General features: G+C 60.2%; 21 protein-coding genes and 1 pseudogene. 17 read left to right on the plus strand and 5 right to left on the minus strand.

Annotation, left to right across the window (positions count from 1 at the left end):
• Positions 1–66: 66 nt before the first annotated feature.
• From coaBC to argB, 4 genes and pseudogenes are all read left to right on the plus strand, one after another.
• Positions 67–1,275 (plus strand): bifunctional phosphopantothenoylcysteine decarboxylase/phosphopantothenate--cysteine ligase CoaBC, encoded by a 1,209-nt coding sequence (coaBC, locus tag ACA073_RS25800; protein WP_497404230.1) that lies wholly within the window; start codon positions 67–69, stop codon positions 1,273–1,275.
• A gap of 5 nt (positions 1,276–1,280) precedes the next feature.
• A complete protein-coding gene (dut, locus tag ACA073_RS25805; protein WP_109626720.1) occupies positions 1,281–1,736 on the plus strand; it encodes a dUTP diphosphatase in 456 nt (151 codons plus the stop codon).
• 279 nt (positions 1,737–2,015) lie between these two features.
• Positions 2,016–3,392 (plus strand): annotated as a pseudogene (locus ACA073_RS25810) (phosphomannomutase/phosphoglucomutase); the annotation flags it as partial.
• A 17-nt stretch (positions 3,393–3,409) separates the two neighbouring features.
• On the plus strand, positions 3,410–4,315 hold the full coding sequence (gene argB, locus ACA073_RS25815) for an acetylglutamate kinase (protein ID WP_109626724.1): 906 nt from the start codon (positions 3,410–3,412) through the stop codon (positions 4,313–4,315).
• A gap of 167 nt (positions 4,316–4,482) precedes the next feature.
• Here argB and pyrE read toward each other — a convergent pair whose 3' ends face one another.
• A complete protein-coding gene (gene pyrE, locus ACA073_RS25820) occupies positions 4,483–5,127 on the minus strand; it encodes an orotate phosphoribosyltransferase (RefSeq protein WP_461952644.1) in 645 nt (214 codons plus the stop codon).
• Positions 5,128–5,209: 82 nt separating this feature from the next.
• Here pyrE and crc point away from each other — a divergent pair, with 82 nt between their 5' ends.
• Entirely contained in the window at positions 5,210–5,989 is a 780-nt protein-coding gene (gene crc / locus ACA073_RS25825) for a catabolite repression control protein Crc (RefSeq protein WP_008030595.1), read from the plus strand.
• Between the two features lie 63 nt (positions 5,990–6,052).
• Here the strand turns inward: crc and gltS are convergent, their stop codons facing one another.
• The 3 genes from gltS to rph all read right to left on the minus strand — a co-directional run bounded on the left by gltS (position 6,053) and on the right by rph (position 8,789).
• Entirely contained in the window at positions 6,053–7,258 is a 1,206-nt protein-coding gene (gene gltS / locus ACA073_RS25830) for a sodium/glutamate symporter (protein ID WP_497404232.1), read from the minus strand.
• Between the two features lie 410 nt (positions 7,259–7,668).
• Positions 7,669–8,037, minus strand: coding sequence for a DUF4870 domain-containing protein (locus tag ACA073_RS25835; protein WP_497400494.1), 369 nt, complete (start codon positions 8,035–8,037; stop codon positions 7,669–7,671).
• A gap of 29 nt (positions 8,038–8,066) precedes the next feature.
• The gene (gene rph, locus ACA073_RS25840) at positions 8,067–8,789 is read right to left on the minus strand and encodes a ribonuclease PH (protein ID WP_392892653.1); all 723 of its coding nucleotides are present in this window, start codon (positions 8,787–8,789) and stop codon (positions 8,067–8,069) included.
• Between the two features lie 279 nt (positions 8,790–9,068).
• Here rph and ACA073_RS25845 point away from each other — a divergent pair, with 279 nt between their 5' ends.
• The 6 genes from ACA073_RS25845 to ACA073_RS25870 all read left to right on the plus strand — a co-directional run bounded on the left by ACA073_RS25845 (position 9,069) and on the right by ACA073_RS25870 (position 14,362).
• Complete coding sequence (locus tag ACA073_RS25845) at positions 9,069–9,932, plus strand: YicC/YloC family endoribonuclease (protein ID WP_033059347.1); 864 nt, start codon at positions 9,069–9,071, stop codon at positions 9,930–9,932.
• Positions 9,933–9,944: 12 nt separating this feature from the next.
• Positions 9,945–10,565, plus strand: a complete 621-nt coding sequence (gene gmk / locus ACA073_RS25850) for a guanylate kinase (RefSeq protein ID WP_497400496.1) — start codon at positions 9,945–9,947, stop codon at positions 10,563–10,565.
• 168 nt (positions 10,566–10,733) lie between these two features.
• Entirely contained in the window at positions 10,734–10,997 is a 264-nt protein-coding gene (gene rpoZ / locus ACA073_RS25855; RefSeq protein WP_007894670.1) for a DNA-directed RNA polymerase subunit omega, read from the plus strand.
• 57 nt (positions 10,998–11,054) lie between these two features.
• A complete protein-coding gene (spoT, locus tag ACA073_RS25860) occupies positions 11,055–13,160 on the plus strand; it encodes a bifunctional GTP diphosphokinase/guanosine-3',5'-bis pyrophosphate 3'-pyrophosphohydrolase (RefSeq protein WP_497400498.1) in 2,106 nt (701 codons plus the stop codon).
• Between the two features lie 24 nt (positions 13,161–13,184).
• Positions 13,185–13,565 (plus strand): RidA family protein, encoded by a 381-nt coding sequence (locus ACA073_RS25865; RefSeq protein WP_003229509.1) that lies wholly within the window; start codon positions 13,185–13,187, stop codon positions 13,563–13,565.
• A 56-nt stretch (positions 13,566–13,621) separates the two neighbouring features.
• A complete protein-coding gene (locus ACA073_RS25870; RefSeq protein ID WP_497400500.1) occupies positions 13,622–14,362 on the plus strand; it encodes a hypothetical protein in 741 nt (246 codons plus the stop codon).
• Between the two features lie 138 nt (positions 14,363–14,500).
• Here ACA073_RS25870 and ACA073_RS25875 read toward each other — a convergent pair whose 3' ends face one another.
• On the minus strand, positions 14,501–15,358 hold the full coding sequence (locus ACA073_RS25875) for an SDR family oxidoreductase (RefSeq protein ID WP_497400502.1): 858 nt from the start codon (positions 15,356–15,358) through the stop codon (positions 14,501–14,503).
• Between the two features lie 188 nt (positions 15,359–15,546).
• Between ACA073_RS25875 and exbB the strand changes: the two genes are divergently transcribed.
• From exbB to ACA073_RS25905, 6 genes are all read left to right on the plus strand, one after another.
• The gene (gene exbB, locus ACA073_RS25880) at positions 15,547–16,515 is read left to right on the plus strand and encodes a tonB-system energizer ExbB (RefSeq protein ID WP_497400503.1); all 969 of its coding nucleotides are present in this window, start codon (positions 15,547–15,549) and stop codon (positions 16,513–16,515) included.
• A 6-nt stretch (positions 16,516–16,521) separates the two neighbouring features.
• A complete protein-coding gene (exbD, locus tag ACA073_RS25885; RefSeq protein ID WP_008150131.1) occupies positions 16,522–16,950 on the plus strand; it encodes a TonB system transport protein ExbD in 429 nt (142 codons plus the stop codon).
• Positions 16,947–17,693, plus strand: coding sequence for an energy transducer TonB family protein (locus tag ACA073_RS25890; RefSeq protein ID WP_497400505.1), 747 nt, complete (start codon positions 16,947–16,949; stop codon positions 17,691–17,693). The genes exbD and ACA073_RS25890 overlap by 4 nt, the downstream gene beginning before the upstream one ends.
• Positions 17,694–17,969: 276 nt before the next feature.
• Positions 17,970–18,899 carry a hydrogen peroxide-inducible genes activator gene (locus ACA073_RS25895; RefSeq protein WP_414911264.1) on the plus strand — a complete coding sequence of 310 codons (930 nt, stop codon included), beginning with the start codon at positions 17,970–17,972 and terminating at the stop codon, positions 18,897–18,899.
• Between the two features lie 9 nt (positions 18,900–18,908).
• Positions 18,909–20,984, plus strand: coding sequence for an ATP-dependent DNA helicase RecG (gene recG, locus ACA073_RS25900; RefSeq protein ID WP_497400507.1), 2,076 nt, complete (start codon positions 18,909–18,911; stop codon positions 20,982–20,984).
• A 78-nt stretch (positions 20,985–21,062) separates the two neighbouring features.
• Entirely contained in the window at positions 21,063–22,463 is a 1,401-nt protein-coding gene (locus tag ACA073_RS25905; RefSeq protein ID WP_497400509.1) for an aminoacyl-tRNA deacylase and HDOD domain-containing protein, read from the plus strand.
• The last annotated feature ends 192 nt before the right edge of the window (positions 22,464–22,655 follow it).

Below are 22,655 nucleotides of genomic sequence, written 5' to 3' on the forward strand. Positions count from 1 at the left end.
CGAGCGATTTCACTCCTGGGGAGGGGGTATCGCCACGCAGTCATCCACGAAATGAAAGGCAGACCTATGCAGCGGCTGTATCGGAAACGCATCGTTCTGGGCGTCGGCGGCGGCATTGCTGCCTACAAGAGCGCCGATCTGGTTCGCCGCCTGATCGACCAGGGCGCTGAAGTGCGCGTGGTCATGACCCGTGGCGGCAGCGAGTTCATCACCCCGCTGACCATGCAGGCCCTGTCTGGCCACCCGGTTCATCTGGACCTGCTGGACCCGGCGGCCGAAGCCGCGATGGGCCACATCGAACTGGCCAAATGGGCCGACATGGTGCTGATTGCGCCTGCGACTGCTGACCTGATCGCCCGTCTCGCCCAAGGCATCGCCGACGACCTGCTGACCACGCTGGTGCTGGCCACCGACGCCGTAGTCGCCGTTGCTCCGGCGATGAACCAGGCCATGTGGCGCGATCCCGCGACCCAGGCCAATCTGCAAACCCTTGAAAGCCGTAACATCAAAGCCTTCGGCCCGGCCTCCGGCAGCCAGGCCTGTGGCGATGTCGGCCTGGGCCGCATGCTCGAAGCCGTCGAACTCGCTCAATGCGCGGCAGACTGCTTCCAGCGTCAGGCGCTGACCGGCAAACATGTGCTCATCACCGCTGGCCCGACCCAGGAAAACATCGACCCGGTGCGCTACATCACCAACCACAGCTCCGGGAAAATGGGCTTTGCCCTGGCCGAAGCCGCCGTTGAAGCAGGCGCCCGCGTCACCTTGATTACCGGCCCGGTGCACCTGCCGACCCCGGATCGCGTTACCCGCATCGACGTGGTCAGCGCCCGCGACATGCTCGCTGCCTGCGAAGCCGCGATCCCTTGCGACCTGTTCATCGCTTCCGCAGCGGTCGCGGACTACCGCCCGGAAGTCGTCGCCCCACAGAAACTCAAGAAAGACCCTACGAACGGCGACGGCTTGTTGCTACAAATGGTGCGCAATCCAGACATCCTGGCCACCATCGCCACACGCCCCGACCGTCCGTTCAGTGTCGGTTTCGCCGCCGAGACCGAACACCTGCTCGATTACGCTGCGCGCAAGTTGAAAGACAAGAACCTCGATTTGATCGTCGCCAACGACGTCGCCAACCCGAGCATTGGCTTCAACAGCGAAGAAAACGCCTGCAGCGTCATCGACCGCGAGCTACACGCCACACTTTTCGCCCAGACCAGCAAGAGCAAAATCGCTCGCCAGCTGATCACTTTTATCGCCGAACGTCTGAACCAGGTTTAATTTACATGCACGCTTTGCAAGCCAAGATCCTCGACCCTCGCATCGGTACTGAATTCCCGTTGCCGCAATACGCCACCCCAGGTTCCGCCGGCCTCGACCTGCGCGCCATGCTGGAAAAAGACATCGTGATCAAGCCGGGTGAAACCGTGCTGATCCCGACCGGCCTGTCGGTCTACATTGGCGATCCGGGTTTGGCCGCGCTGATTCTGCCGCGCTCGGGCCTGGGCCATAAGCACGGCATCGTGCTGGGCAATCTGGTCGGCCTGATCGACTCCGATTACCAGGGTCCACTGATGGTGTCGTGCTGGAACCGTGGCCAGACCGATTTCAACATGGTGGTTGGCGAGCGTTTGGCTCAGCTGGTTTTGGTTCCAGTCGTTCAAGCGCACTTCGAGATGGTCGAAGAATTCGTTGAAACCGAACGTGGTGCTGGCGGTTTCGGGCATTCCGGCAGCCATTGATAGGGTTTCAGGCTGGGCGCCCTGCCTGGCCTGGCCTGTTTTCGGCATTTTCAGGATGAAATTGCACAGACGTCATCTGGAAGGTTTACCACTGAAAATCAAGGCGCTGGCCGGCCAAAAACTGGCTAGCGTTAGTGACATGGCCTTTTCGCACCACGAACTCTCTGCGGAAAACGCCGTCATACCCTTCAGTTTGAGCCAGCCGACGAGTTTTTCGCGGGCAGGTACAGCCACTTTCGAGATGGAGCATTCCCACAGATGAACACCCCGGCCCAAGTCGCACCCAAGTTCCCCGACAGTATTTTCCGCGCTTACGACATTCGCGGCACCGTCCCGGAATTCCTGAACGCTGAAACCGCTTACTGGCTCGGTCGCGCCATCGGCGCCCAGAGCCTGGCCCAGGGCGAACCGAACGTTTCCGTAGGCCGAGACGGTCGCCTGTCCGGCCCGGAACTGGTCGAACAACTGATCAAAGGCCTGGCCGACGCCGGTTGCCACGTCAGCGACGTCGGCCTGGTGCCAACGCCGGCGCTGTACTACGCCGCCAATGTGCTGGCCGGCAAATCGGGCGTGATGCTCACCGGCAGCCACAACCCGTCGAACTACAACGGCTTCAAGATCGTCATCGCTGGCGATACCTTGGCCAACGAACAGATCCAGGCCCTGCACGATCGCCTCAAGACCAACAACCTGAGCAGCGGCAAGGGCAGCATCACTCAGGTCGAAATCCTCGATCGCTACAACACTGAAATCGTCGAGGACATCAAACTCGCTCGTCGCCTCAAAGTCGTGGTCGATTGCGGCAATGGCGCGGCCGGCGTGATCGCTCCACAACTGATCGAAGCGCTGAACTGCGAAGTCATCCCGCTGTTCTGCGACGTCGACGGCAACTTCCCGAACCATCACCCGGACCCGGGCAAGCCTGAAAACCTTGTCGACCTGATCGCCAAGGTCAAGGAAACCAACGCAGACATCGGCCTGGCCTTCGACGGCGACGGCGACCGCGTTGGCGTGGTGACCAACACTGGCAGCATCGTCTACCCGGACCGCCTGCTGATGCTGTTCGCCCGTGACGTGGTGGCGCGCAACCCGGACGCGGAAATCATCTTCGACGTCAAATGCACCCGCCGCCTGACGCCGCTGATCAAGGAATACGGCGGTCGGCCGCTAATGTGGAAGACCGGTCACTCGTTGATCAAAAAGAAAATGAAACAGACCGGCGCCCTGTTGGCCGGCGAAATGAGCGGGCACATCTTCTTCAAGGAGCGCTGGTTCGGTTTCGACGACGGCATTTACAGCGCCGCACGGCTGCTGGAGATCCTCAGCAAGGAAAAATCCACCGCGGAAGAGCTGTTTGCGACCTTCCCGAACGATATTTCTACGCCGGAAATCAATATCCATGTGACCGAAGAGAGCAAATTCAGCATCATTGATGCACTGCACGACGCGAAGTGGGGCGAAGGCGCCGACCTGACCACTATCGACGGCGTGCGAGTCGACTACGCCAAAGGCTGGGGCCTGGTGCGCGCGTCCAACACCACACCGGTGCTGGTGCTGCGCTTCGAGGCCGATGACGAGGCTGAATTGCAGCGCATCAAGGACGTCTTCCATGTCCAGTTGAAGCGTGTTGCACCTGATCTCCAACTACCGTTCTGATTCACCCGGAGCCCTGAATGACCCTCGAACGCGAAGCCGCCGCCAACACCGCCAAGGTCCTGTCCGAAGCGTTGCCTTACATCCGCCGCTATGTCGGCAAGACGCTGGTGATCAAATACGGCGGCAACGCGATGGAAAGCGAGGAGCTGAAAACCGGCTTCGCCCGCGACATCGTGCTGATGAAAGCCGTCGGCATTAACCCGGTGGTGGTTCACGGCGGCGGCCCGCAAATCGGCGACCTGCTCAAGCGACTGTCGATCGAGAGCCACTTCATCGATGGCATGCGCGTGACGGATGCGCAGACCATGGACGTGGTGGAAATGGTCCTCGGCGGCCAGGTCAACAAGGACATCGTCAACCTGATCAACCGTCATGGCGGCAGCGCCATCGGCCTGACTGGTAAAGATGCCGAGCTGATTCGTGCGAAAAAGCTCACCGTGACCCGCCAGACGCCGGAGATGACCCAACCGGAAATCATCGACATCGGCCAGGTGGGCGAAGTGGTCGGGATCAACACCGACCTGCTGAACCTGTTGGTGAAAGGTGATTTCATTCCAGTGATCGCGCCAATTGGCGTCGGTGCCAATGGTGAGTCGTACAACATCAACGCTGACCTGGTGGCCGGTAAAGTGGCCGAAGCGCTGAAGGCTGAAAAGCTGATGTTGCTGACCAACATTGCCGGACTGATGGACAAGTCGGGCACCGTCCTGACGGGTCTGACGACTCAGCAAGTGGACGATCTGATCGCCGACGGCACCATCTACGGTGGCATGCTGCCGAAGATTCGTTGCGCGCTGGAAGCGGTTCAGGGCGGCGTGGGCAGTTCGTTGATCATTGATGGTCGGGTTCCGAATGCGATTCTGCTGGAGATCTTCACCGATACGGGTGTGGGTACGTTGATCAGCAATCGCAAGCGTCCTTAAGCGATAGCGCATACAAAAAGACCCCGCTCAGTTTGGCTGAGCGGGGTCTTTTTTCGCCTACGATCCTGTGGGAGCGGGCTTGCTCGCGAAAGCGCTGTATCAGTCAACGAAGATGCTGAATGGGATGGCCCATTCGCGAGCAAGCCCGCTCCCACAGGGGATCAGTGTCAGACGCCGAATTGGGCGCGGTAGGCTTCTACGGCTGGCAGGTGTTGCTTGAGCTGCGGATCATCCGCCAGGAACTCGAGCACCTGATTCAGCGAAACGATGCTGATCACCGGAATGCCGAAGTCCCGCTCCACTTCCTGGATCGCCGACAATTCGCCATTGCCACGCTCCTGGCGGTTCAGGGCGATCAGCACGCCCGCCGCCTTGGCGCCGTCCTGGGAAGCGATGATCTGCATCACTTCGCGAATGGCGGTGCCAGCGGTGATCACGTCGTCGATGATCAGCACATCGCCGGTCAATGGCGCGCCGACCAGGCTGCCACCTTCGCCGTGAGCCTTGGCCTCTTTGCGGTTGAAGCACCATGGCAGATCACGGTTGTGATGTTCAGCCAAAGCCACCGCAGTGGTTGCCGCCAACGGGATGCCTTTGTACGCCGGGCCAAACAATACGTCGAACGGGATGCCGCTCTCGACGATGGCTGCCGCGTAGAAACGACCCAGTTGCGCAAGTGCCGATCCGGAGTTGAAAAGGCCGGCATTGAAGAAGTAAGGACTGGTGCGTCCGGACTTCAGGGTGAACTCACCGAAGCGCAAAACGCCGCGATCGATGGCAAAACGAATGAAATCGCGCTGATACGCTTGCATGAAAAAAACCCCAAATACCACGGATTTAGCTAATTAGGTTGACGCCGTGTATCATACACGCACGCGATTTTTGGGGCCATTTATGCGGATCATCAGTGTGAACGTCAATGGTATTCAGGCTGCAGTGGAGCGAGGTTTGCTCAGTTGGCTGCAAGCACAGAATGCCGACGTCATCTGCCTGCAGGACACCCGCGCCTCCGCCTTTGAACTGGACGATCCAGCCTTCCAACTGGATGGCTACTTCCTTTATGCCTGCGAAGCCGAAGTTCCCGCCCAGGGTGGCGTGGCTTTGTATTCGCGGTTGCAACCGAAGGCAGTCATCAGCGGTCTCGGCTTCGAGACGGCCGACCGCTACGGGCGCTACCTGCAAGCCGATTTCGACAAGGTCAGCATCGCGACCTTGCTGCTCCCTTCGGGGCAGAACGGCGATGAAGACTTGAACCAGAAGTTCAAGCTAATGGACGACTTCGCCCGTTATCTGGATAAACAGCGGCGTAAACGTCGCGAGTACATTTACTGTGGCTCGCTGTACGTCGCGCAACAAAAGCTGGATATCAAGAACTGGCGCGACAGCCAGCAATCCCCGGGCTTCCTCGCGCCTGAACGCGCCTGGATGGACGAGATTGTCGGCAACATGGGCTACGTCGATGCCCTGCGCGAAGTCAGCCGTGAAGGTGATCAGTACAGCTGGTGGCCGGACAACGAACAGGCTGAGATGCTCAACCTGGGCTGGCGCTTCGATTACCAGATACTGACCCCGGGTCTGCGCCGCTTCGTACGCAGCGCGCGCCTGCCACGTCAGCCACGATTCTCGCAGCACGCACCGCTGATCGTGGACTACGACTGGACGCTGACTATCTAGCTGACCGGTTGACGAAAATGCCCGTATCGAAAGATACGGGCATTTTTCTTATGCGTCATACCTTCAAACAGCGGCGAAAAACGGTAGTGCCAAGTACAACTTGATCACGACGACATTAATGATGTCGATGAAGAAAGCCCCCACCATCGGCACCACTAGAAATGCTATCTGCGAAGGTCCGTAACGTTGCGTCACCGCTTGCATGTTAGCGATGGCAGTTGGCGTTGCACCCAGTCCAAAACCGCAGTGCCCTGCCGCCAGAACTGCAGCATCGTAGTTGCTGCCCATCATTCTGAATGTCACGAAAATCGCAAACAGGGCCATGACCAACGCTTGCACAGCCAGGATGATAAAGATCGGCAAAGCCAGTGCTGCCAGATCCCACAGCTTGAGCGACATCAGAGCGATCGCCAGAAACAGCGACAAACTGACATTCCCCAAAACGGAAACTTCACGCTCAAACACCTGATACAAGCCAAACGCTGAAAGCCCGTTCCGCAAAATCACACCCACGAACAAGACGCAAACGAACGTCGGCAACTCAAATGCGGTTCCGTGAAGCAGGCCATTCAGAAGAGAGCCTGCCATCAAGCTGACGGCGATTAGAGCGAGTGTTTCGATAAACGAAAAGGGTGTGATCGCGCGCTCTTTGTTTGGCTGCTCAAAGCCCTTTGGCAGCCGCGGCTTATCTTGCTGGCAGCCGGGTGTCTGAACACGTTTGATAAGCAGGCGAGCGACCGGACCACCAATCAACCCGCCCAGCACCAATCCAAACGTCGCAGAGGCCATGGCAAGCTCAGAGGCGGACGCCAGACCGAACTTCTCACTGAACGTCGCTCCCCAGGCAGCGCCTGTACCGTGACCGCCAGACAACGTAATCGAGCCCGTCAACAAGCCCATCAACGGATCGAGCCCCAAAGCCTTGGCGAGCCCGATGCCCATGGCATTCTGCACCACCAGAAGCCCGATGACCGCCAGGAGAAAAACCCCCACTACGCGCCCGCCTTTCTTCAGACTGGCGAAGTCCGCACTCAAGCCAATGGTGGCAAAAAACGCCAACATCAAGGGAGTTTGCAGTGAGGTGTCAAATCGGACTTCAAAATCAAGTCCCCGCAAAGCCAGGAGAAGCAGAGCAACCACCAGGCCGCCTGCTACAGGCTCAGGAATATTGTAGCTGCGTAAAAAACCGATTCGTGTGACCAGTCCGCGCCCCAGTAACAGTACTAAAGAGGCGGCCACAAGTGTTCCATAAAAATCGAGCTGAACCATTGGGATTATTCTTTGATATATATTCAGGGGCGAACTTTTTACCTGGACACGCCTCTTGAACAGGTTGATCTTCTCAACACTGATTTGCTTTAAATTCAAGGACCTTCAATGGTCTGAATATATCGAAATATTTCTGAAGGAATATTACTTGGGGCAACTTTATCAACCGCGAAGTCTCATTGCCAAGCACATAGGTGGTGCTGAGGCGAAGCAGTTGTGACTAGAAGTGTAAGAGCGATAGTTCGTCGCAAATACCGACGGCGGATGGTTATTGCTAATGGCAACGTTTGGGAAGTTAATTCAACTTCAAAAAAGCAAATGCCCCGACAAGTCAGGGCATTTGTTTTAACGCGTGGCGAACTGCATTTTCACACAGCTGTCGCTCCCACCAGGGAATCCAGCACTGATCGTTATTTGATCAACCGCCATGTGAACGGATACCGATAAGGCACCCCTTCATTGGCTTTCACCCCAGCGATGATCGTCAACACCAGCGCACCGATCGCCACCAGACCAAACAGGAAGAACCCGATGATCACCACCATCAGCAAGAAGCAGATAGTGGAGGCAATGGCGACGGTGATCTGAAAATTCAGCGCTTCCTTGCCCTGGGCATCGACAAACGGGTCCATCTCACGCTTCATCTGCCACAGAATCAGCGGGCCGATCAGTGTACCGAACGGAATCCAGATCCCCAGCAAGGCGGACAGGTGACAAAACATTGCCCATTGCCGAACCTCTTTGCTCGGGGTGGGAAGCAGCTCTTGCTCGTCACTCATAACGTCCTCCTTGTCTGGAGCGGGTCCGATCAGTCGGCCAGTGCAGCCTTTTGCAGTTCGAAAATCTCGGTCATGCCTTTCTTCGCCAATTCAAGCATGGCGGTCAGCTCTTCAGGCTGGAACGGCGCGCCTTCGGCAGTGCCCTGGACTTCGATGAAGCCGCCGGTGCTGGTCATCACCACGTTCAGGTCGGTCTCGGCAGCCGAGTCTTCCAGATAGTCGAGGTCAAGCACAGGCTCGCCCTGATACATGCCAACCGAAACAGCTGCGATCATTTGCTTGAGCGGGTCGCCGCCTTTCAGGCCGCCGCGCTTCTTGATCACTTTCAAGGCGTCGACCAGCGCAACCATGGCGCCGGTGATGGACGCGGTGCGAGTGCCGCCGTCAGCCTGGATCACGTCGCAGTCGACGTACAGGGTGACGTCGCCCAGCTTGGACATGTCCAGCGCAGCGCGCAGGGAACGACCGATCAGACGCTGGATTTCCAGGGTGCGACCACCTTGCTTGCCGCGGCTCGCTTCACGCTGGTTACGCTCGCCGGTGGCGCGCGGCAGCATGCCGTATTCAGCGGTCAACCAGCCTTGGCCCTGACCTTTGAGGAAACGCGGCACGCCGTTTTCGACGCTGACGGTGCAGATGACTTTGGTATCACCGAACTCGACCAGTACAGATCCCTCGGCGTGTTTGGTGTAGTTGCGGGTAATGCGGATCGAGCGGAGCTGATCGGCAGCGCGACCACTTGGACGTTTCATAGGGAATACCTGTACGGGGGACGGAAAACTGCCGAGCATTATAGAGCCGCGCGCCGAGCCTGGGCACTTCTAAAAAATCTGCCCGACGATTGAAGGCCCTGGCTTGAGCTTAGAACAGCGCTTAACCGACGGCCTGCAGCCCTTTGTCACACCGTGTGTTTGGGCGCATCCGCCCCACTGCGCTACAATCCTGCGCCTTTGCTGCCTGTCGGCTTTAATTCACAGATATCGGGTTCGCGAAACCTTTGGTAACGCAAACCTGAATTGCGAGGTACCTCCATGGTGCACAGCATGACCGCCTTCGCCCGCGTCGAAAAAGCCGGCGCCCAAGGCACCCTGAGCTGGGAACTGCGCTCGGTCAACAGCCGCTACCTGGAACCGCACCTGCGTCTGCCGGAGTCGTTTCGCGATCTCGAAGGCGCGGTCCGCGAAGCACTGCGTCAGGGCATCTCCCGAGGCAAACTCGAATGCACCCTGCGCTTCACCGAAGAAAACACCGATAAACCTCTGCAAGTAGATCGCGAGCGCGCAGCGCAATTGGTCGCTGCCGCAGAGACCATCGCCAGTCTGATCAAGAACCCGGCCGCGCTGAACCCGCTGGAAGTGCTGGCCTGGCCGGGCGTGTTGGTGGGCGATGCCACCGACCCGCAAGCCTTGAACGCCGAAGCACTGGCGCTGTTCAACGAAGGCCTGAAAGAACTCAAGGCCGGCCGCGAGCGTGAAGGCGCGGAGCTGGCGCGCTTGATCAACGATCGCCTGACGTCCATTGAAGAGGACGTGGTGACCCTGCGTGAACTGGTCCCGCAGATGCTCGCCACCCAGCGTCAGAAAGTCCTCGACCGCTTCGCCGACATGAAAGCCGAGATGGACCCGCAGCGCCTGGAACAGGAAATGGTCATGCTCGCTCAGAAGAGCGACGTTGCCGAAGAACTGGATCGCCTGAGCACTCACATCATCGAAGTTCGCCGGGTGCTCAAGTCCGGCGGCGCTGCCGGCCGGCGCCTCGACTTCCTGATGCAGGAACTCAACCGCGAAGCCAACACACTGGGCTCCAAAGCCTTCGACCCGCGCAGCACCCAAGCGGCGGTCAACCTCAAAGTGTTGATCGAGCAGATGCGCGAACAAGTGCAGAATATTGAGTAAGGCAAACCCGACATGACCCACAGCACCGGCACCCTGTACATCATTTCCGCCCCTTCGGGCGCGGGCAAGAGCAGCCTGGTCAAGGCCCTGACCGACGCTGATCAGGAGATCCGCGTCTCGATCTCCCACACCACCCGCGCCATGCGCCCCGGTGAAGTGAACGGCGTGAACTATCACTTCGTCGAACGCAGCGAGTTCGTGAAGATGATCGAGCATGGCGATTTCCTAGAGCGCGCCGAAGTCTTCGGCAATCTCTACGGCACTTCGCAAAGTCACCTGCAGCAGACCCTGGACGAAGGCCACGACCTGATTCTGGAAATCGACTGGCAGGGTGCAGAGCAGGTACGCAAGTTGATGCCCCAGGCCCGCTCGATCTTCATTCTGCCGCCGTCCCTGCAGGCCTTGCACCAGCGCCTGACCAATCGCGGTCAGGACAGCGACGAAATCATTGACGGCCGCATGCGTGAGGCCGTCAGCGAGATGAGCCACTACGTCGACTATGACTACTTGATCATCAACGACGATTTCGCCCATGCACTGCGCGATTTGCAGGCGATTTTCCGCGCCAATCAGCTTCATCAGAAGCGCCAGCAACAGCGTCACGGCAAACTTTTGGCTGAATTGCTCGGCTAAACAGCTCTTTCCAAAACCGCTGCAAGGGCTTTACATTGGCACTTGCAGCGCGTTGAAGGGCTTGGTCAAAAAATCAGCGCTTCCCTAATCGCTGGTGATTTTTTAAACTGTTGAGTCCGCTCGCCCACCCGGGCAGCGCGCATATTTGCATTCGCTCCGAGGAATACCATGGCCCGCGTAACCGTTGAAGACTGCCTGAACCACGTGGAAAACCGTTTTGAGCTGGTCATGCTGTCCACCAAGCGTGCCCGTCAACTGGCCACCGGCGGCAAAGAGCCATTGGTCCAGTGGGAAAACGACAAGCCTACCGTTGTAGCCCTGCGTGAAATCGCCGAAGGCCTGATGAGCTACGAGTTCATCGCCAACGCTGAAATCGTCGAAGACGAACCGCTGTTCGCAGCGTTCGAGGACGAGTCCAACGAGGCCGTCTAAGCCTATGCCTGGTCGACGTAGCACGGCGCGGGGTCACAGCGAACGGCAGGAGTTATCATGCCGAGCATAGACGCCCTCGCCGATCGCTTATCGACCTACCTCGGCAAGGACCAGGTCAATCTGGTCCGCCGAGCGTACTTCTACGCCGAACAAGCCCACGACGGCCAACGCCGCCGTAGCGGTGAGGCGTACGTCACGCATCCTCTTGCGGTGGCGAACATTCTTGCCGACATGCACATGGACCATCAGAGCTTGATGGCTGCGATGCTGCATGACGTGATCGAAGACACCGGTATTGCCAAGGAAGCGCTGCAAGCGCAGTTCGGCGAAACCGTGGCCGAACTGGTCGACGGGGTCAGCAAACTGACCCAGATGAACTTCGAGACCAAGGCCGAAGCACAAGCCGAAAACTTCCAGAAAATGGCCATGGCCATGGCGCGCGACATTCGCGTGATCCTGGTCAAACTCGCCGACCGCCTGCACAACATGCGCACGCTGGAAGTCCTGTCCGGCGAAAAGCGCCGGCGGATCGCCAAGGAAACCCTGGAAATCTATGCACCCATCGCCAACCGGCTGGGCATGCACGCCATCCGCATAGAATTCGAAGACCTCGGCTTCAAGGCCATGCACCCGATGCGTTCCGCGCGGATCAACCAGGCGGTCAAGCGCGCCCGGGGCAACCGCAAGGAAATCGTCAACAAGATCGAAGAATCCCTCAGCCACTGCCTGGCCATCGACGGCATTCAGGGCGAGGTCAGCGGTCGTCAGAAACACCTCTACGGCATCTACAAGAAAATGCGCGGCAAGCGTCGGGCCTTCAACGAGATCATGGACGTCTACGCGTTCCGGATCATTGTCGACAAGGTCGATACCTGCTACCGCGTGCTGGGTGCCGTACATAATTTGTACAAACCGTTGCCGGGACGCTTCAAGGATTACATCGCGATCCCCAAGGCCAACGGCTACCAGTCGCTGCACACCACGCTGTTCGGCATGCACGGCGTTCCGATCGAGATCCAGATCCGCACCCGTGAAATGGAAGAGATGGCCAACAATGGCATCGCCGCCCATTGGCTGTACAAATCCAGCGGCGACGAGCAGCCGAAAGGCACTCACGCCCGCGCCCGCCAGTGGGTCAAAGGCGTGCTGGAAATGCAGCAACGCGCCGGCAACTCACTGGAATTCATCGAGAGCGTGAAGATCGACCTGTTTCCGGATGAGGTCTACGTGTTCACGCCCAAAGGCCGGATCATGGAGTTGCCCAAAGGCTCCACGGCGGTCGACTTCGCTTACGCGGTGCACACCGACGTCGGCAACAGCTGCATTGCCTGTCGGATCAATCGTCGTCTCGCGCCGCTGTCCGAACCGCTGCAAAGCGGCTCCACGGTCGAGATCGTCAGCGCACCCGGCGCGCGGCCGAACCCGGCCTGGCTCAACTTCGTGGTCACCGGCAAGGCGCGGACGCATATACGCCATGCACTGAAACTGCAACGCCGCTCCGAATCCATCAACCTCGGCGAACGCCTGCTGAACAAGGTTCTCAATGGTTTCGACAGTGCCTTGGACAAAGTCCCGGCCGAGCGCGTCAAGGCGATGCTCACCGAGTACCGCCTCGAACTGATCGAAGACCTGCTCGAAGACATCGGCTTGGGCAATCGCATGGCTTATGTGGTCGCCCGTCGCCTGCTCGGCGAAGGCGAGCAGCTGCCGAGCGCGGAAGGTCCGCTGGCGATTCGCGGCACCGAAGGCCTCGTGCTTAGCTACGCCAAGTGCTGCACGCCGATCCCGGGCGACCCGATTGTCGGTCACCTGTCGGCGGGCAAAGGCATGGTCGTGCACCTGGACAACTGCCGCAACATCAGCGAAATCCGCCACAACCCGGAAAAATGCATCCAGCTCTCATGGGCCAAGGATGTCACCGGCGAATTCAACGTCGAGCTGCGCGTCGAGCTGGAACACCAGCGTGGCCTGATCGCGCTGCTGGCCAGCAGCGTCAACGCGGCCGATGGCAATATCGAGAAAATCAGCATGGACGAACGCGATGGTCGCATCAGCGTGGTCCAACTGGTGGTCAGCGTGCACGACCGCGTGCACCTGGCCCGCGTGATCAAGAAACTGCGCGCACTGACCGGGGTGATTCGCATCACCCGCATGCGCGCGTAAGCCACCTATTACAAGGAGTCATTCATGACCAAGACTGTTATCACCAGCGACAAGGCCCCGGCTGCCATCGGCACTTACTCCCAGGCGATCAAGGCTGGCAACACCGTTTACATGTCGGGTCAGATTCCTCTGGACCCAAAAACCATGGAACTGGTTGAAGGCTTCGAAGCCCAGACCGTCCAGGTGTTCGAGAACCTGAAAGCCGTGGCCGAAGCCGCTGGCGGTTCGTTCAAGGACATCGTCAAACTGAACATCTTCCTCACCGACCTGAGCCACTTCGCCAAGGTCAACGAGATCATGGGCAAGTATTTTGACCAGCCATACCCTGCCCGCGCCGCCATCGGCGTAGCCGCCCTGCCAAAGGGTTCGCAGGTTGAAATGGATGCCATTCTGGTCATCGAGTAATGCGTCCGGCGCAGCCTTTCGAGGCTGCGCCGATTCTGTCTTGAAAGGATTCCACCATGCGCCAAGCGCTAGCTCTCTCGCTGGTCGCCCTACTCTTGGGCGGATGTGCCAGCAACCCTGCCGACCGTGATATCAGCGGCACCTGGATCAATCAGGTGGCGATTGACGCTGCATCCAAAGGCGGCCCCCTGCGTGAAGCGCTCCAGGCCTATGGCCCGAACCTGGAATGGGACGTCAACACCAAGGCCGCTCAGGCCCGCTACACCAACGGTTTTGAAAATGTCGAAGGCAAGCTGCTGGGCGAAGAGTCCGACGCCTGGAAAGTCGACTTCTATGGCAGCTCCGGAAGTGAACTGAAGCGAGACGGCAAACAATTGAGCCAGGCCGCGACAGAGAACGAACCCGCCCAGGTCTTCGACCGCGCATTGATCCCGGTGCCGGATGGCGCACCGATGGGCGCCAGCTTCGAACGCGCACTGTATTCGGCCTACATGGGCGGTAGCTGGAAAGTCGTCAGCGGCCCCGGCGAAGGCAGCACCGTACAATTCCAGGCCGACGGCCAGGTGACCGGCCTGCCGGGTGCGGATCGCTATGCACTGTGTCTGGCGGGCGATTGCGCCTCGATGAGTGGCGGCAACGACAACATGTGGCTGCAACTCAACGGGCAAGGCAATGCATGGATCTTTACGCGCAAGGGTAAGGAGCTGGAAATTTTCCAGACTGTGAACACCGCCCTGGCGGACGAACAACCTCAGTTCACGCCGGGTGATCGCAAGTGGGTGCTGGAAAAGCAGTAACCCGGATCTAACAGCGAAGATCTAATGTGGGAGCGGGCTTGCTCGCGAAAGCGGTGTAACAGTCAACGATGATGTTGAATGTTATGGACCCTTCGCGAGCAAGCCCGCTCCCACATTTTGGTTTGCGGTGTCTGGAAGTCAGCTGCAGCCTTCAAGAATCGCGGCATAACCCTCGCGGAAACTCGGATACTTCGGCTTCCAGCCCAACGCCTTCGCCCGCGCATTGCTGCAACGCTTGCTCCCGGTGCGCCGCACGCTCGCATCCTCGGCCCATTCAGTCACGCCCAGATACTCACGCAACCAACCCACCACTTCGGCCAGCGGTGCAGGCGCATCGTCGACGCCGATGTAGACGTCATCCAGCGCCACACCACGCCGATCCGCTTCAAGCAGGCACGCCATCAACCCCGCAGCATCGTCGGCATGAATCCGATTGGCATACAACGGAGGATCGACCACCACGCGATAACCCCGACGAACCTGGGTCAGCAACCACTCACGACCCGGACCGTAAATGCCGGTCAAACGCACAACGCTCGCCGGGATCCCGCTATTGAGGGCGACCTGCTCGGCTTCAAGCATCACACGCCCTGAATAACCAGCCGCCACCGCCGGTGAAGTCTCGTCGACCCACTCGCCCTCCTGCTGGCCGTAAACGCTACTGCTGGAAACGAACAGCAGGCGATTGGGCACCTGCCCGTAGTCGTCCAGCCACTCAAGCACATGCTGCAAGCCCTGGACATAAGCGGCGCGGTAACCGGCTTCATCGTGATCGGTGGCGGCCGCGCAATACACCAGGTAATCCACCGCGCCGACCGGCCAGGTTTCCGGACAGTCCTTGTTGAACAAGTCGCCGGCAACACCTATCACGCCCTTGGGCAGGCGTGAGACGTCACGCCGCAGGCCATGAACCTCCCACCCTGCAGCGAGCAATTGTGTGGCCAGACGACTGCCGACATCACCGCAGCCGGCGATCAAAACAGATGGCGCGGACATCAGAAAACTCCTATCGGAAAGCCACAGACTAGCGCTGGCAATGGACGAGCGGCTAGCAATGAAGGAAAAAAAGATACTCTATTACTTCTGTTAACAAGAATTACTTGCAATAATGCCGACCACTTTTGTTCTCGGCCTTCGAGGCCTGGAAGAACATTTACCGTCTTTTTTTCTCAGGTCCGGCCAGCATGACACGCAATCAATTCCCCGCTTCGCCAACCAAACGACCTCGCGCCTGGAGCGCGGTGGCTGCCCTGCTGCTCAGCCTGATGCTGGCGCCAACCGCCGTATTCGCTGACGCACAAGCACCGGCCACCCCGGCTGCCGCCGCTGCGCCTGCTCCAGCCGCCCACGCCGCCGATCACGCTGCACCGGCTGCCGCCGACCCGACCCAAGCCGTAGACACCACTGCCGAAGACGCTCCTGAAGTTCTCGAAGCCGACAACACCCTGGGCATGGCCCATGACCTGTCGCCGTGGGGCATGTACCAGAACGCCGACATCATCGTGAAAATCGTGATGATCGGCCTGGCCATCGCGTCGATCATCACCTGGACCATCTGGATCGCCAAGGGCTTTGAGCTGATGGGCGCCAAGCGTCGTCTGCGCGCTGAAATCGTCCACCTGAAAAAAGCCACCACTCTTAAAGAAGCCAGCGCCTCTGCCACCAAGCCCGGCACCCTCGCCAACCTGCTGGTACACGATGCGCTGGAAGAAATGCGCCTGTCGACCAACAGCCGCGAAAAAGAAGGCATCAAGGAACGTGTCGCCTTCCGCCTCGAGCGCCTGGTTGCAGCGTGCGGCCGCAACATGAGCAGCGGCACCGGCGTGCTCGCCACCATCGGCTCCACCGCGCCGTTCGTGGGCTTGTTCGGCACCGTGTGGGGCATCATGAACAGCTTCATCGGCATCGCCAAAACCCAGACCACCAACCTCGCCGTCGTCGCTCCCGGCATCGCCGAAGCCCTGCTGGCCACAGCGCTGGGCCTGGTCGCTGCGATTCCAGCGGTCGTCATCTACAACGTGTTTGCCCGCTCCATTGCCGGTTACAAGGCGCAAGTGTCCGACGCCTCGGCAGAAGTCCTGTTGCTGGTCAGCCGCGACCTCGACCACCAGCCTGAGCGCAGCTCGCATCCGCACATGGTGAAAGTGGGGTAATCGGCCATGGGCCTGCATTTGAAAGAAGGCGCAGACGACGATCTGGCCGAGAACCACGAAATCAACGTCACGCCGTTCATCGACGTGATGCTGGTGCTGTTGATCATCTTCATGGTGGCTGCTCCGCTGGCCACCGTGGACATCAAGGTCGACCTGCCCGCCTCCAGCGCCAAACCGGCGCCGCGGCCGGAGAAGCCGGTGTTCCTCAGCGTCAAGGCTGACCAGCGCCTGTTCCTCGGCGAAGACGAAGTGAAAGCCGAAGCACTCGGTGCCACTCTGGACGCCAGGACCAAGGGCAAGAAAGACACGACGATCTTCTTCCAGGCCGACAAAGGCGTGGACTACGGCGACCTGATGAGCGTGATGGATAACCTGCGTTCCGCGGGCTACCTGAAGGTGGGTCTGGTCGGACTCGAGACGGCAGTCAAGAAATGATCACGACGCGCCATAAGCTGACGCGTTACAGCGGGAGCCTGGCCTTGGTGCTGGGTGTCCATGCGCTGGCCATTGCGCTGGCGATGAACTGGACCGCGCGGCCACCCATCGAGCTGCCGCCGCAGGCGATGATGGTCGAGCTGGCACCGGTTCCGGCCCCGCCACCGCCAGCACCGCCGAAGGTGATAACGCCACCACAGCCACCCGCTCCGGTGGAAGAACTGCCGATCCCGAAACTGGCCGAAGTGCCAAAGGCAGAAATCACCGTACCGAAACCGGTCAAACCCAAGCCGAAGCCTCAGCCGCCCAAGCCTGTGGAGAAAAAGCCGGAGCCGCCGAAGGAGAAGCCGGCCGAGGAAAAACCGAGCGACGCGCAACCGACCCAGGCACCGACGGAGAAATCCGCACAACCGGCACCGGGCCCATCGCCCGCGCAGCAGGCGGCCAAAGCCAGCTGGCAAGGGACGCTGCTCGCTCACCTGGCCAAGTACAAAAAGTACCCGGCCAGTGCTCAGGCACGGGGCAAGGAAGGTTTGAACCGCCTGCGCTTCGTGGTGGATGGCGAAGGCAACGTGTTGTCGTTCGAACTGGTGGGCCGCTCCGGCAACGCCGATCTGGACCGTGCCACCCTGGAAATGATCCGCCGCGCCCAGCCTCTGCCCAAGCCCCCGGCCGACATGCTGAACAACGGCTCCATCGAAATCGTTGCACCGTTTGTTTACTCGCTGGAACGCCGCCGTTAAAACACTGTAGATCCAATGTGGGAGCGGGCTTGCTCGCGAAAGCGGCGTGACAGTCACATCAATTTTGACTGATCCACCGCTTTCGCGAGCAAGCCCGCTCCCACAGGAGATCTTCAGCGAGCGAAATAGCTGCGACAAGGCACCGAAAGGTGCCTTTTGCTTATCCGCCGGCGGCATACCCGCATTGCCCGGTGTCACTCGACACGCTCTCTCTGATAACGTGCGTCTATCGTTTGCAGCCGGTATGCTTGGCCCGCAACTTCATGGACGCTCGCTATGACTCTTACAGAATTACGCTACATCGTTACCCTCGCCCAAGAGCAGCACTTCGGCCACGCAGCCGAGCGTTGCCACGTCAGTCAGCCGACCCTGTCGGTGGGCGTGAAAAAGCTTGAAGACGAACTCGGTGTGCTGATTTTCGAGCGCAGCAAGAGCGCCGTACGCCTGACCCCGGTCGGCGAAGGCATCGTGGCCCAGGCGCAAAAAGTCCTGGAGCAGGCCCAAGGCATCCGCGAACTGGCCCAGGCCGGCAAGAACCAGCTGACCGCCCCGCTGAAAGTCGGTGCGATCTACACCGTCGGCCCGTACCTGTTTCCGCACCTGATTCCGCAACTGCACCGGGTTGCCCCGCAGATGCCGTTGTACATCGAAGAAAACTTCACCCACGTGCTGCGCGACAAACTGCGCAACGGCGAACTCGACGCAATCATCATCGCCCTGCCGTTCAACGAAGCCGACGTGCTGACGCTGCAGCTCTACGACGAGCCGTTCTACGTTCTGATGCCGGCCCAGCACCCATGGACGCAAAAAGAATCCATCGACGCCGCCCTGCTCAACGACAAGAGCCTGCTGCTGCTCGGCGAGGGCCACTGCTTCCGCGATCAAGTGCTGGAAGCCTGCCCGACCCTGACCAAAGGCAACGACGGCGCCAAACACACCACGGTGGAGTCCAGCTCGCTGGAAACCATCCGTCACATGGTTGCGTCCGGCCTTGGTATCTCGATCCTGCCGCTGTCGGCCGTAGACAGCCATCACTACGCCCCCGGCGTGATTGAAGTGCGCCCACTGTCAGCGCCGGTGCCGTTCCGCACCGTGGCCATCGCCTGGCGTGCGAGCTTCCCGCGTCCGAAGGCGATTGAAATCCTCGCTGACTCCATTCGCCTGTGCTCGGTGGCCAAGCCGCCCGCGCCGGTGGCTGCGGCTTAAGTTGCTGTCATGACCGAGTTGTCGCAAGTGTCGGTAACGGCACTCAAAGGTGTCGGTGAAGCCATGGCCGAGAAACTGGCCAAGGTCGGCCTGGAGAATCTCCAGGACGTACTGTTCCACCTGCCGCTGCGTTATCAGGACCGCACCCGCGTGGTCCCGATCGGCCATTTGCGACCCGGACAGGACGCCGTGATTGAAGGCACCGTCAGCGGCGCCGACGTGGTCATGGGCCGTCGCCGCAGCCTCGTCGTGCGCTTGCAGGACGGCACCGGCGGACTCAGCCTGCGCTTCTACCATTTCAGCAACGCCCAGAAAGAAGGCCTCAAACGCGGCACGCGGATTCGCTGTTACGGCGAAGCGCGGCCCGGTGCATCGGGGCTGGAAATCTACCACCCGGAGTACCGCGCCCTCACCGGCGACGAGCCGCCTCCCGTGGATGAAACCCTGACGCCGGTCTACCCGCTCACCGAAGGCCTGACCCAACAACGCTTGCGCCAGTTGTGCATGCAAACCCTGACGATGCTCGGCCCGACCAGCCTGCCAGATTGGCTGCCGACCGAACTGGCGCGGGACTATCAACTCGCGCCACTGGCCGACGCAATCCGCTACCTGCATCACCCGCCCGCCGATGCCGACGTCGACGAACTCGCCCTCGGCCATCACTGGGCCCAGCACCGTCTGGCCTTTGAAGAACTGCTGACTCATCAACTGTCCCAGCAGCGCCTACGTGAAAGCATGCGTTCCCTGCGCGCGCCGGCGATGCCGAAAGCCACCCGATTGCCGGCCCAATACCTGGCCAATCTCGGCTTCAATCCGACTGGCGCCCAGCAACGCGTCGGCAATGAAATCGCCTACGACCTCAGCCAGCACGAACCGATGCTGCGCTTGATTCAGGGCGACGTCGGCGCCGGTAAAACCGTAGTCGCTGCCCTCGCCGCGCTTCAGGCTTTGGAAGCGGGTTATCAAGTCGCCTTGATGGCGCCCACCGAGATCCTCGCCGAGCAGCACTTCATCACCTTCAAGCGCTGGCTCGAACCGCTGGGCATTGAAGTCGCATGGTTGGCCGGCAAGCTCAAAGGCAAGAACCGCGTGGCCGCGCTGGAACAAATCGCCAGCGGCACACCGATGGTGGTCGGCACTCACGCGCTGTTCCAGGACGAAGTGCAGTTCAAGAATCTCGCACTGGTGATCATCGACGAACAACACCGTTTCGGTGTGCAACAGCGTTTGGCATTGCGGCAGAAAGGTGTCGGCGGGCGGATGTGTCCGCATCAACTGATCATGACCGCCACGCCGATTCCGCGAACGCTGGCCATGAGCGCCTACGCCGACCTCGACACCTCGATCCTCGACGAACTGCCGCCCGGTCGAACCCCGGTGAACACGGTGCTGGTCACCGACACCCGGCGCGTCGAAGTCATCGAACGGGTGCGCGGCGCCTGCGCCGAAGGGCGTCAGGCCTATTGGGTGTGCACGCTGATTGAAGAGTCGGAAGAGCTGACCTGCCAAGCGGCGCAAACCACTTACGAAGACCTCACCGCCGCCCTCGGCGAGTTGAAGGTCGGGCTGATCCACGGCCGCATGAAGCCTGTTGAAAAAGCCGCCGTGATGGCCGAATTCAAGGCCGGCAACCTGCAACTGCTGGTCGCCACCACCGTGATCGAAGTCGGCGTCGACGTGCCGAACGCCAGCCTGATGATCATCGAAAACCCCGAGCGCCTTGGCCTCGCGCAACTGCACCAGTTACGCGGTCGTGTTGGGCGAGGCAGTGCCGCCAGTCATTGCGTGCTGCTCTACCATCCGCCGCTGTCACAGATCGGCCGTCAGCGTTTGGGTATCATGCGCGAGACCAACGACGGTTTTGTCATCGCCGAAAAAGACCTCGAACTGCGCGGCCCCGGCGAAATGCTCGGCACGCGGCAGACCGGTCTGCTGCAATTCAAGGTCGCCGACCTGATGCGCGACGCCGATCTGCTGCCCGCCGTGCGCGACGCCGCTCAGGCATTGATGGAGCGTTGGCCGGATCACGTCAGCCCACTGCTGGACCGCTGGCTGCGCCATGGGCAGCAATACGGCCAAGTGTGAGCACCGCCGCAGTTTCTGGACCATCGTCCTAAGCAAGCTGGGTATACTCCTGCAATTGTTTGAATACGGATACAGACCATGACTGAAGCTGCCCTCGTCCCCGAAACCCCGCATGCTCCGTCTGTTATTCGGGTGCTGCTCGCCAAACTGGGCATCACCTACGAAGAAGTACTCGACCACCACGGCCTGAACGCCTCGCGCAAAGTGCAGGCGATTTTGCTCGACGACGCCGTCGGCGCGCTGATGGTGCTGTTTCCGCAGAGCCAGTTGCTCGATCTCAATCGCCTCGCGGAACTGACCGGTCGCCGCCTCACCGCCGTACCGACAGAACGCCTGGAAAAAATGCTCGGCAAACAAAACCTGAGCCTGCTGCCCGGCCTGCCGGCGCTGACCAGCTCGCCGTGCCTGTACGAAGAAAGCCTGCTGCGCGAACCGAAGTTGCTGATCAACTCGGGCGAGCCGGGCGTGCTGCTGGAAATCACCAGCGAAGCCTTCAAAACCATGCTGACCAAGGCCAGCGCCGCGAACTTCGGCGAGAACCTGACCAGCATCCGCCCGAACCTCGACCGCCCCGATGATGACCGTGAGGAAATCACCCAGGCCGTTCAAGCGTTCACCGCGCGCCGCATCCAGCAACGCCTGGAAGCCACCATCGAAATTCCGCCGCTGGCCGAGACCGCGCAGAAAATCATCAAACTGCGCGTCGACCCCAACGCCACCATCGACGACATCACCGGCGTGGTCGAAACCGACCCGGCCCTGGCCGCACAAGTGGTGAGCTGGGCGGCGTCGCCGTACTACGCGTCGCCGGGCAAGATTCGTTCAGTGGAAGACGCCATCGTGCGGGTGCTGGGTTTCGACCTGGTGATCAACCTCGCGTTGGGCCTGGCACTGGGCAAAACCCTGAGCCTGCCCAAAGACCACCCGCAACACACCACGCCGTACTGGCAGCAATCGATCTACACCGCCGCCGTCATCGAAGGCCTGACCCGCGCCATGCCCCGCGCCCAGCGCCCGGAAGCCGGCCTCACCTACCTTGCCGGCCTGCTGCACAACTTCGGCTACTTGCTGCTCGCGCACGTGTTCCCGCCGCACTTTTCGCTGATCTGTCGCCACCTGGAGGTCAACCCGCACCTGTGTCACAGCTACGTCGAGCAACACCTGCTGGGCATTAGTCGTGAGCAGATTGGTTCATGGCTGATGCGCTACTGGGACATGCCGGACGAACTGGCCACCGCGCTGCGCTTCCAGCACGATCCGAGCTATGACGGCGACTACGCCGAGTACCCGAACCTCGTTTGCCTGTCCGTGCGCCTACTGCGCAGCCGCGGCATCGGCTCCGGCCCGGATGAAGACATCCCCGACGCCCTGCTGGAACGCGTCGGCCTGACCCGCGACAAAGCCAACGACGTCGTGACTAAAGTCCTCGAAGCCGAAGTACTGCTGCGCGAACTCGCATCGCAATTCACCCAAACCTAAAAGCTTCGCGAGCAGGCTCGCTCCTACGGATCACCGATATCCTGTAGGAGCAAGGCTTGCCCGCGAAGAATCCACCCCAATCCAACTGAATCACCACATCCCCTGTGGCGAGCGGATTTATCCCCGTTCGACTGCGCAGCAGTCGCAAACCCAGCCAACAAGGTGTGCCTGACTGAAGAAGCGAACTTGCCC

The organism is Pseudomonas sp. LBUM1670 (genome assembly GCF_059695695.1).

Excerpts from the sequence above, each read along its gene's own strand:
- rph (WP_392892653.1), bottom strand. The coding sequence starts at position 8,789 with ATGAAACGTCCAAGTGGTCGCGCTGCCGATCAGCTCCGCTCGATCCGC.
- ACA073_RS25905 (WP_497400509.1), top strand. The coding sequence starts at position 21,063 with ATGACTGAAGCTGCCCTCGTCCCCGAAACCCCGCATGCTCCGTCTGTT.
- dut (WP_109626720.1), top strand. The coding sequence starts at position 1,281 with ATGCACGCTTTGCAAGCCAAGATCCTCGACCCTCGCATCGGTACTGAA.
- ACA073_RS25875 (WP_497400502.1), bottom strand. The coding sequence starts at position 15,358 with ATGTCCGCGCCATCTGTTTTGATCGCCGGCTGCGGTGATGTCGGCAGT.
- gltS (WP_497404232.1), bottom strand. The coding sequence starts at position 7,258 with ATGGTTCAGCTCGATTTTTATGGAACACTTGTGGCCGCCTCTTTAGTA.
- crc (WP_008030595.1), top strand. The coding sequence starts at position 5,210 with ATGCGGATCATCAGTGTGAACGTCAATGGTATTCAGGCTGCAGTGGAG.
- ACA073_RS25845 (WP_033059347.1), top strand. The coding sequence starts at position 9,069 with ATGGTGCACAGCATGACCGCCTTCGCCCGCGTCGAAAAAGCCGGCGCC.
- argB (WP_109626724.1), top strand. The coding sequence starts at position 3,410 with ATGACCCTCGAACGCGAAGCCGCCGCCAACACCGCCAAGGTCCTGTCC.
- rpoZ (WP_007894670.1), top strand. The coding sequence starts at position 10,734 with ATGGCCCGCGTAACCGTTGAAGACTGCCTGAACCACGTGGAAAACCGT.
- pyrE (WP_461952644.1), bottom strand. The coding sequence starts at position 5,127 with ATGCAAGCGTATCAGCGCGATTTCATTCGTTTTGCCATCGATCGCGGC.
- ACA073_RS25870 (WP_497400500.1), top strand. The coding sequence starts at position 13,622 with ATGCGCCAAGCGCTAGCTCTCTCGCTGGTCGCCCTACTCTTGGGCGGA.
- ACA073_RS25865 (WP_003229509.1), top strand. The coding sequence starts at position 13,185 with ATGACCAAGACTGTTATCACCAGCGACAAGGCCCCGGCTGCCATCGGC.
- coaBC (WP_497404230.1), top strand. The coding sequence starts at position 67 with ATGCAGCGGCTGTATCGGAAACGCATCGTTCTGGGCGTCGGCGGCGGC.
- exbD (WP_008150131.1), top strand. The coding sequence starts at position 16,522 with ATGGGCCTGCATTTGAAAGAAGGCGCAGACGACGATCTGGCCGAGAAC.
- ACA073_RS25895 (WP_414911264.1), top strand. The coding sequence starts at position 17,970 with ATGACTCTTACAGAATTACGCTACATCGTTACCCTCGCCCAAGAGCAG.
- ACA073_RS25835 (WP_497400494.1), bottom strand. The coding sequence starts at position 8,037 with ATGAGTGACGAGCAAGAGCTGCTTCCCACCCCGAGCAAAGAGGTTCGG.
- gmk (WP_497400496.1), top strand. The coding sequence starts at position 9,945 with ATGACCCACAGCACCGGCACCCTGTACATCATTTCCGCCCCTTCGGGC.
- spoT (WP_497400498.1), top strand. The coding sequence starts at position 11,055 with ATGCCGAGCATAGACGCCCTCGCCGATCGCTTATCGACCTACCTCGGC.
- ACA073_RS25890 (WP_497400505.1), top strand. The coding sequence starts at position 16,947 with ATGATCACGACGCGCCATAAGCTGACGCGTTACAGCGGGAGCCTGGCC.
- recG (WP_497400507.1), top strand. The coding sequence starts at position 18,909 with ATGACCGAGTTGTCGCAAGTGTCGGTAACGGCACTCAAAGGTGTCGGT.
- exbB (WP_497400503.1), top strand. The coding sequence starts at position 15,547 with ATGACACGCAATCAATTCCCCGCTTCGCCAACCAAACGACCTCGCGCC.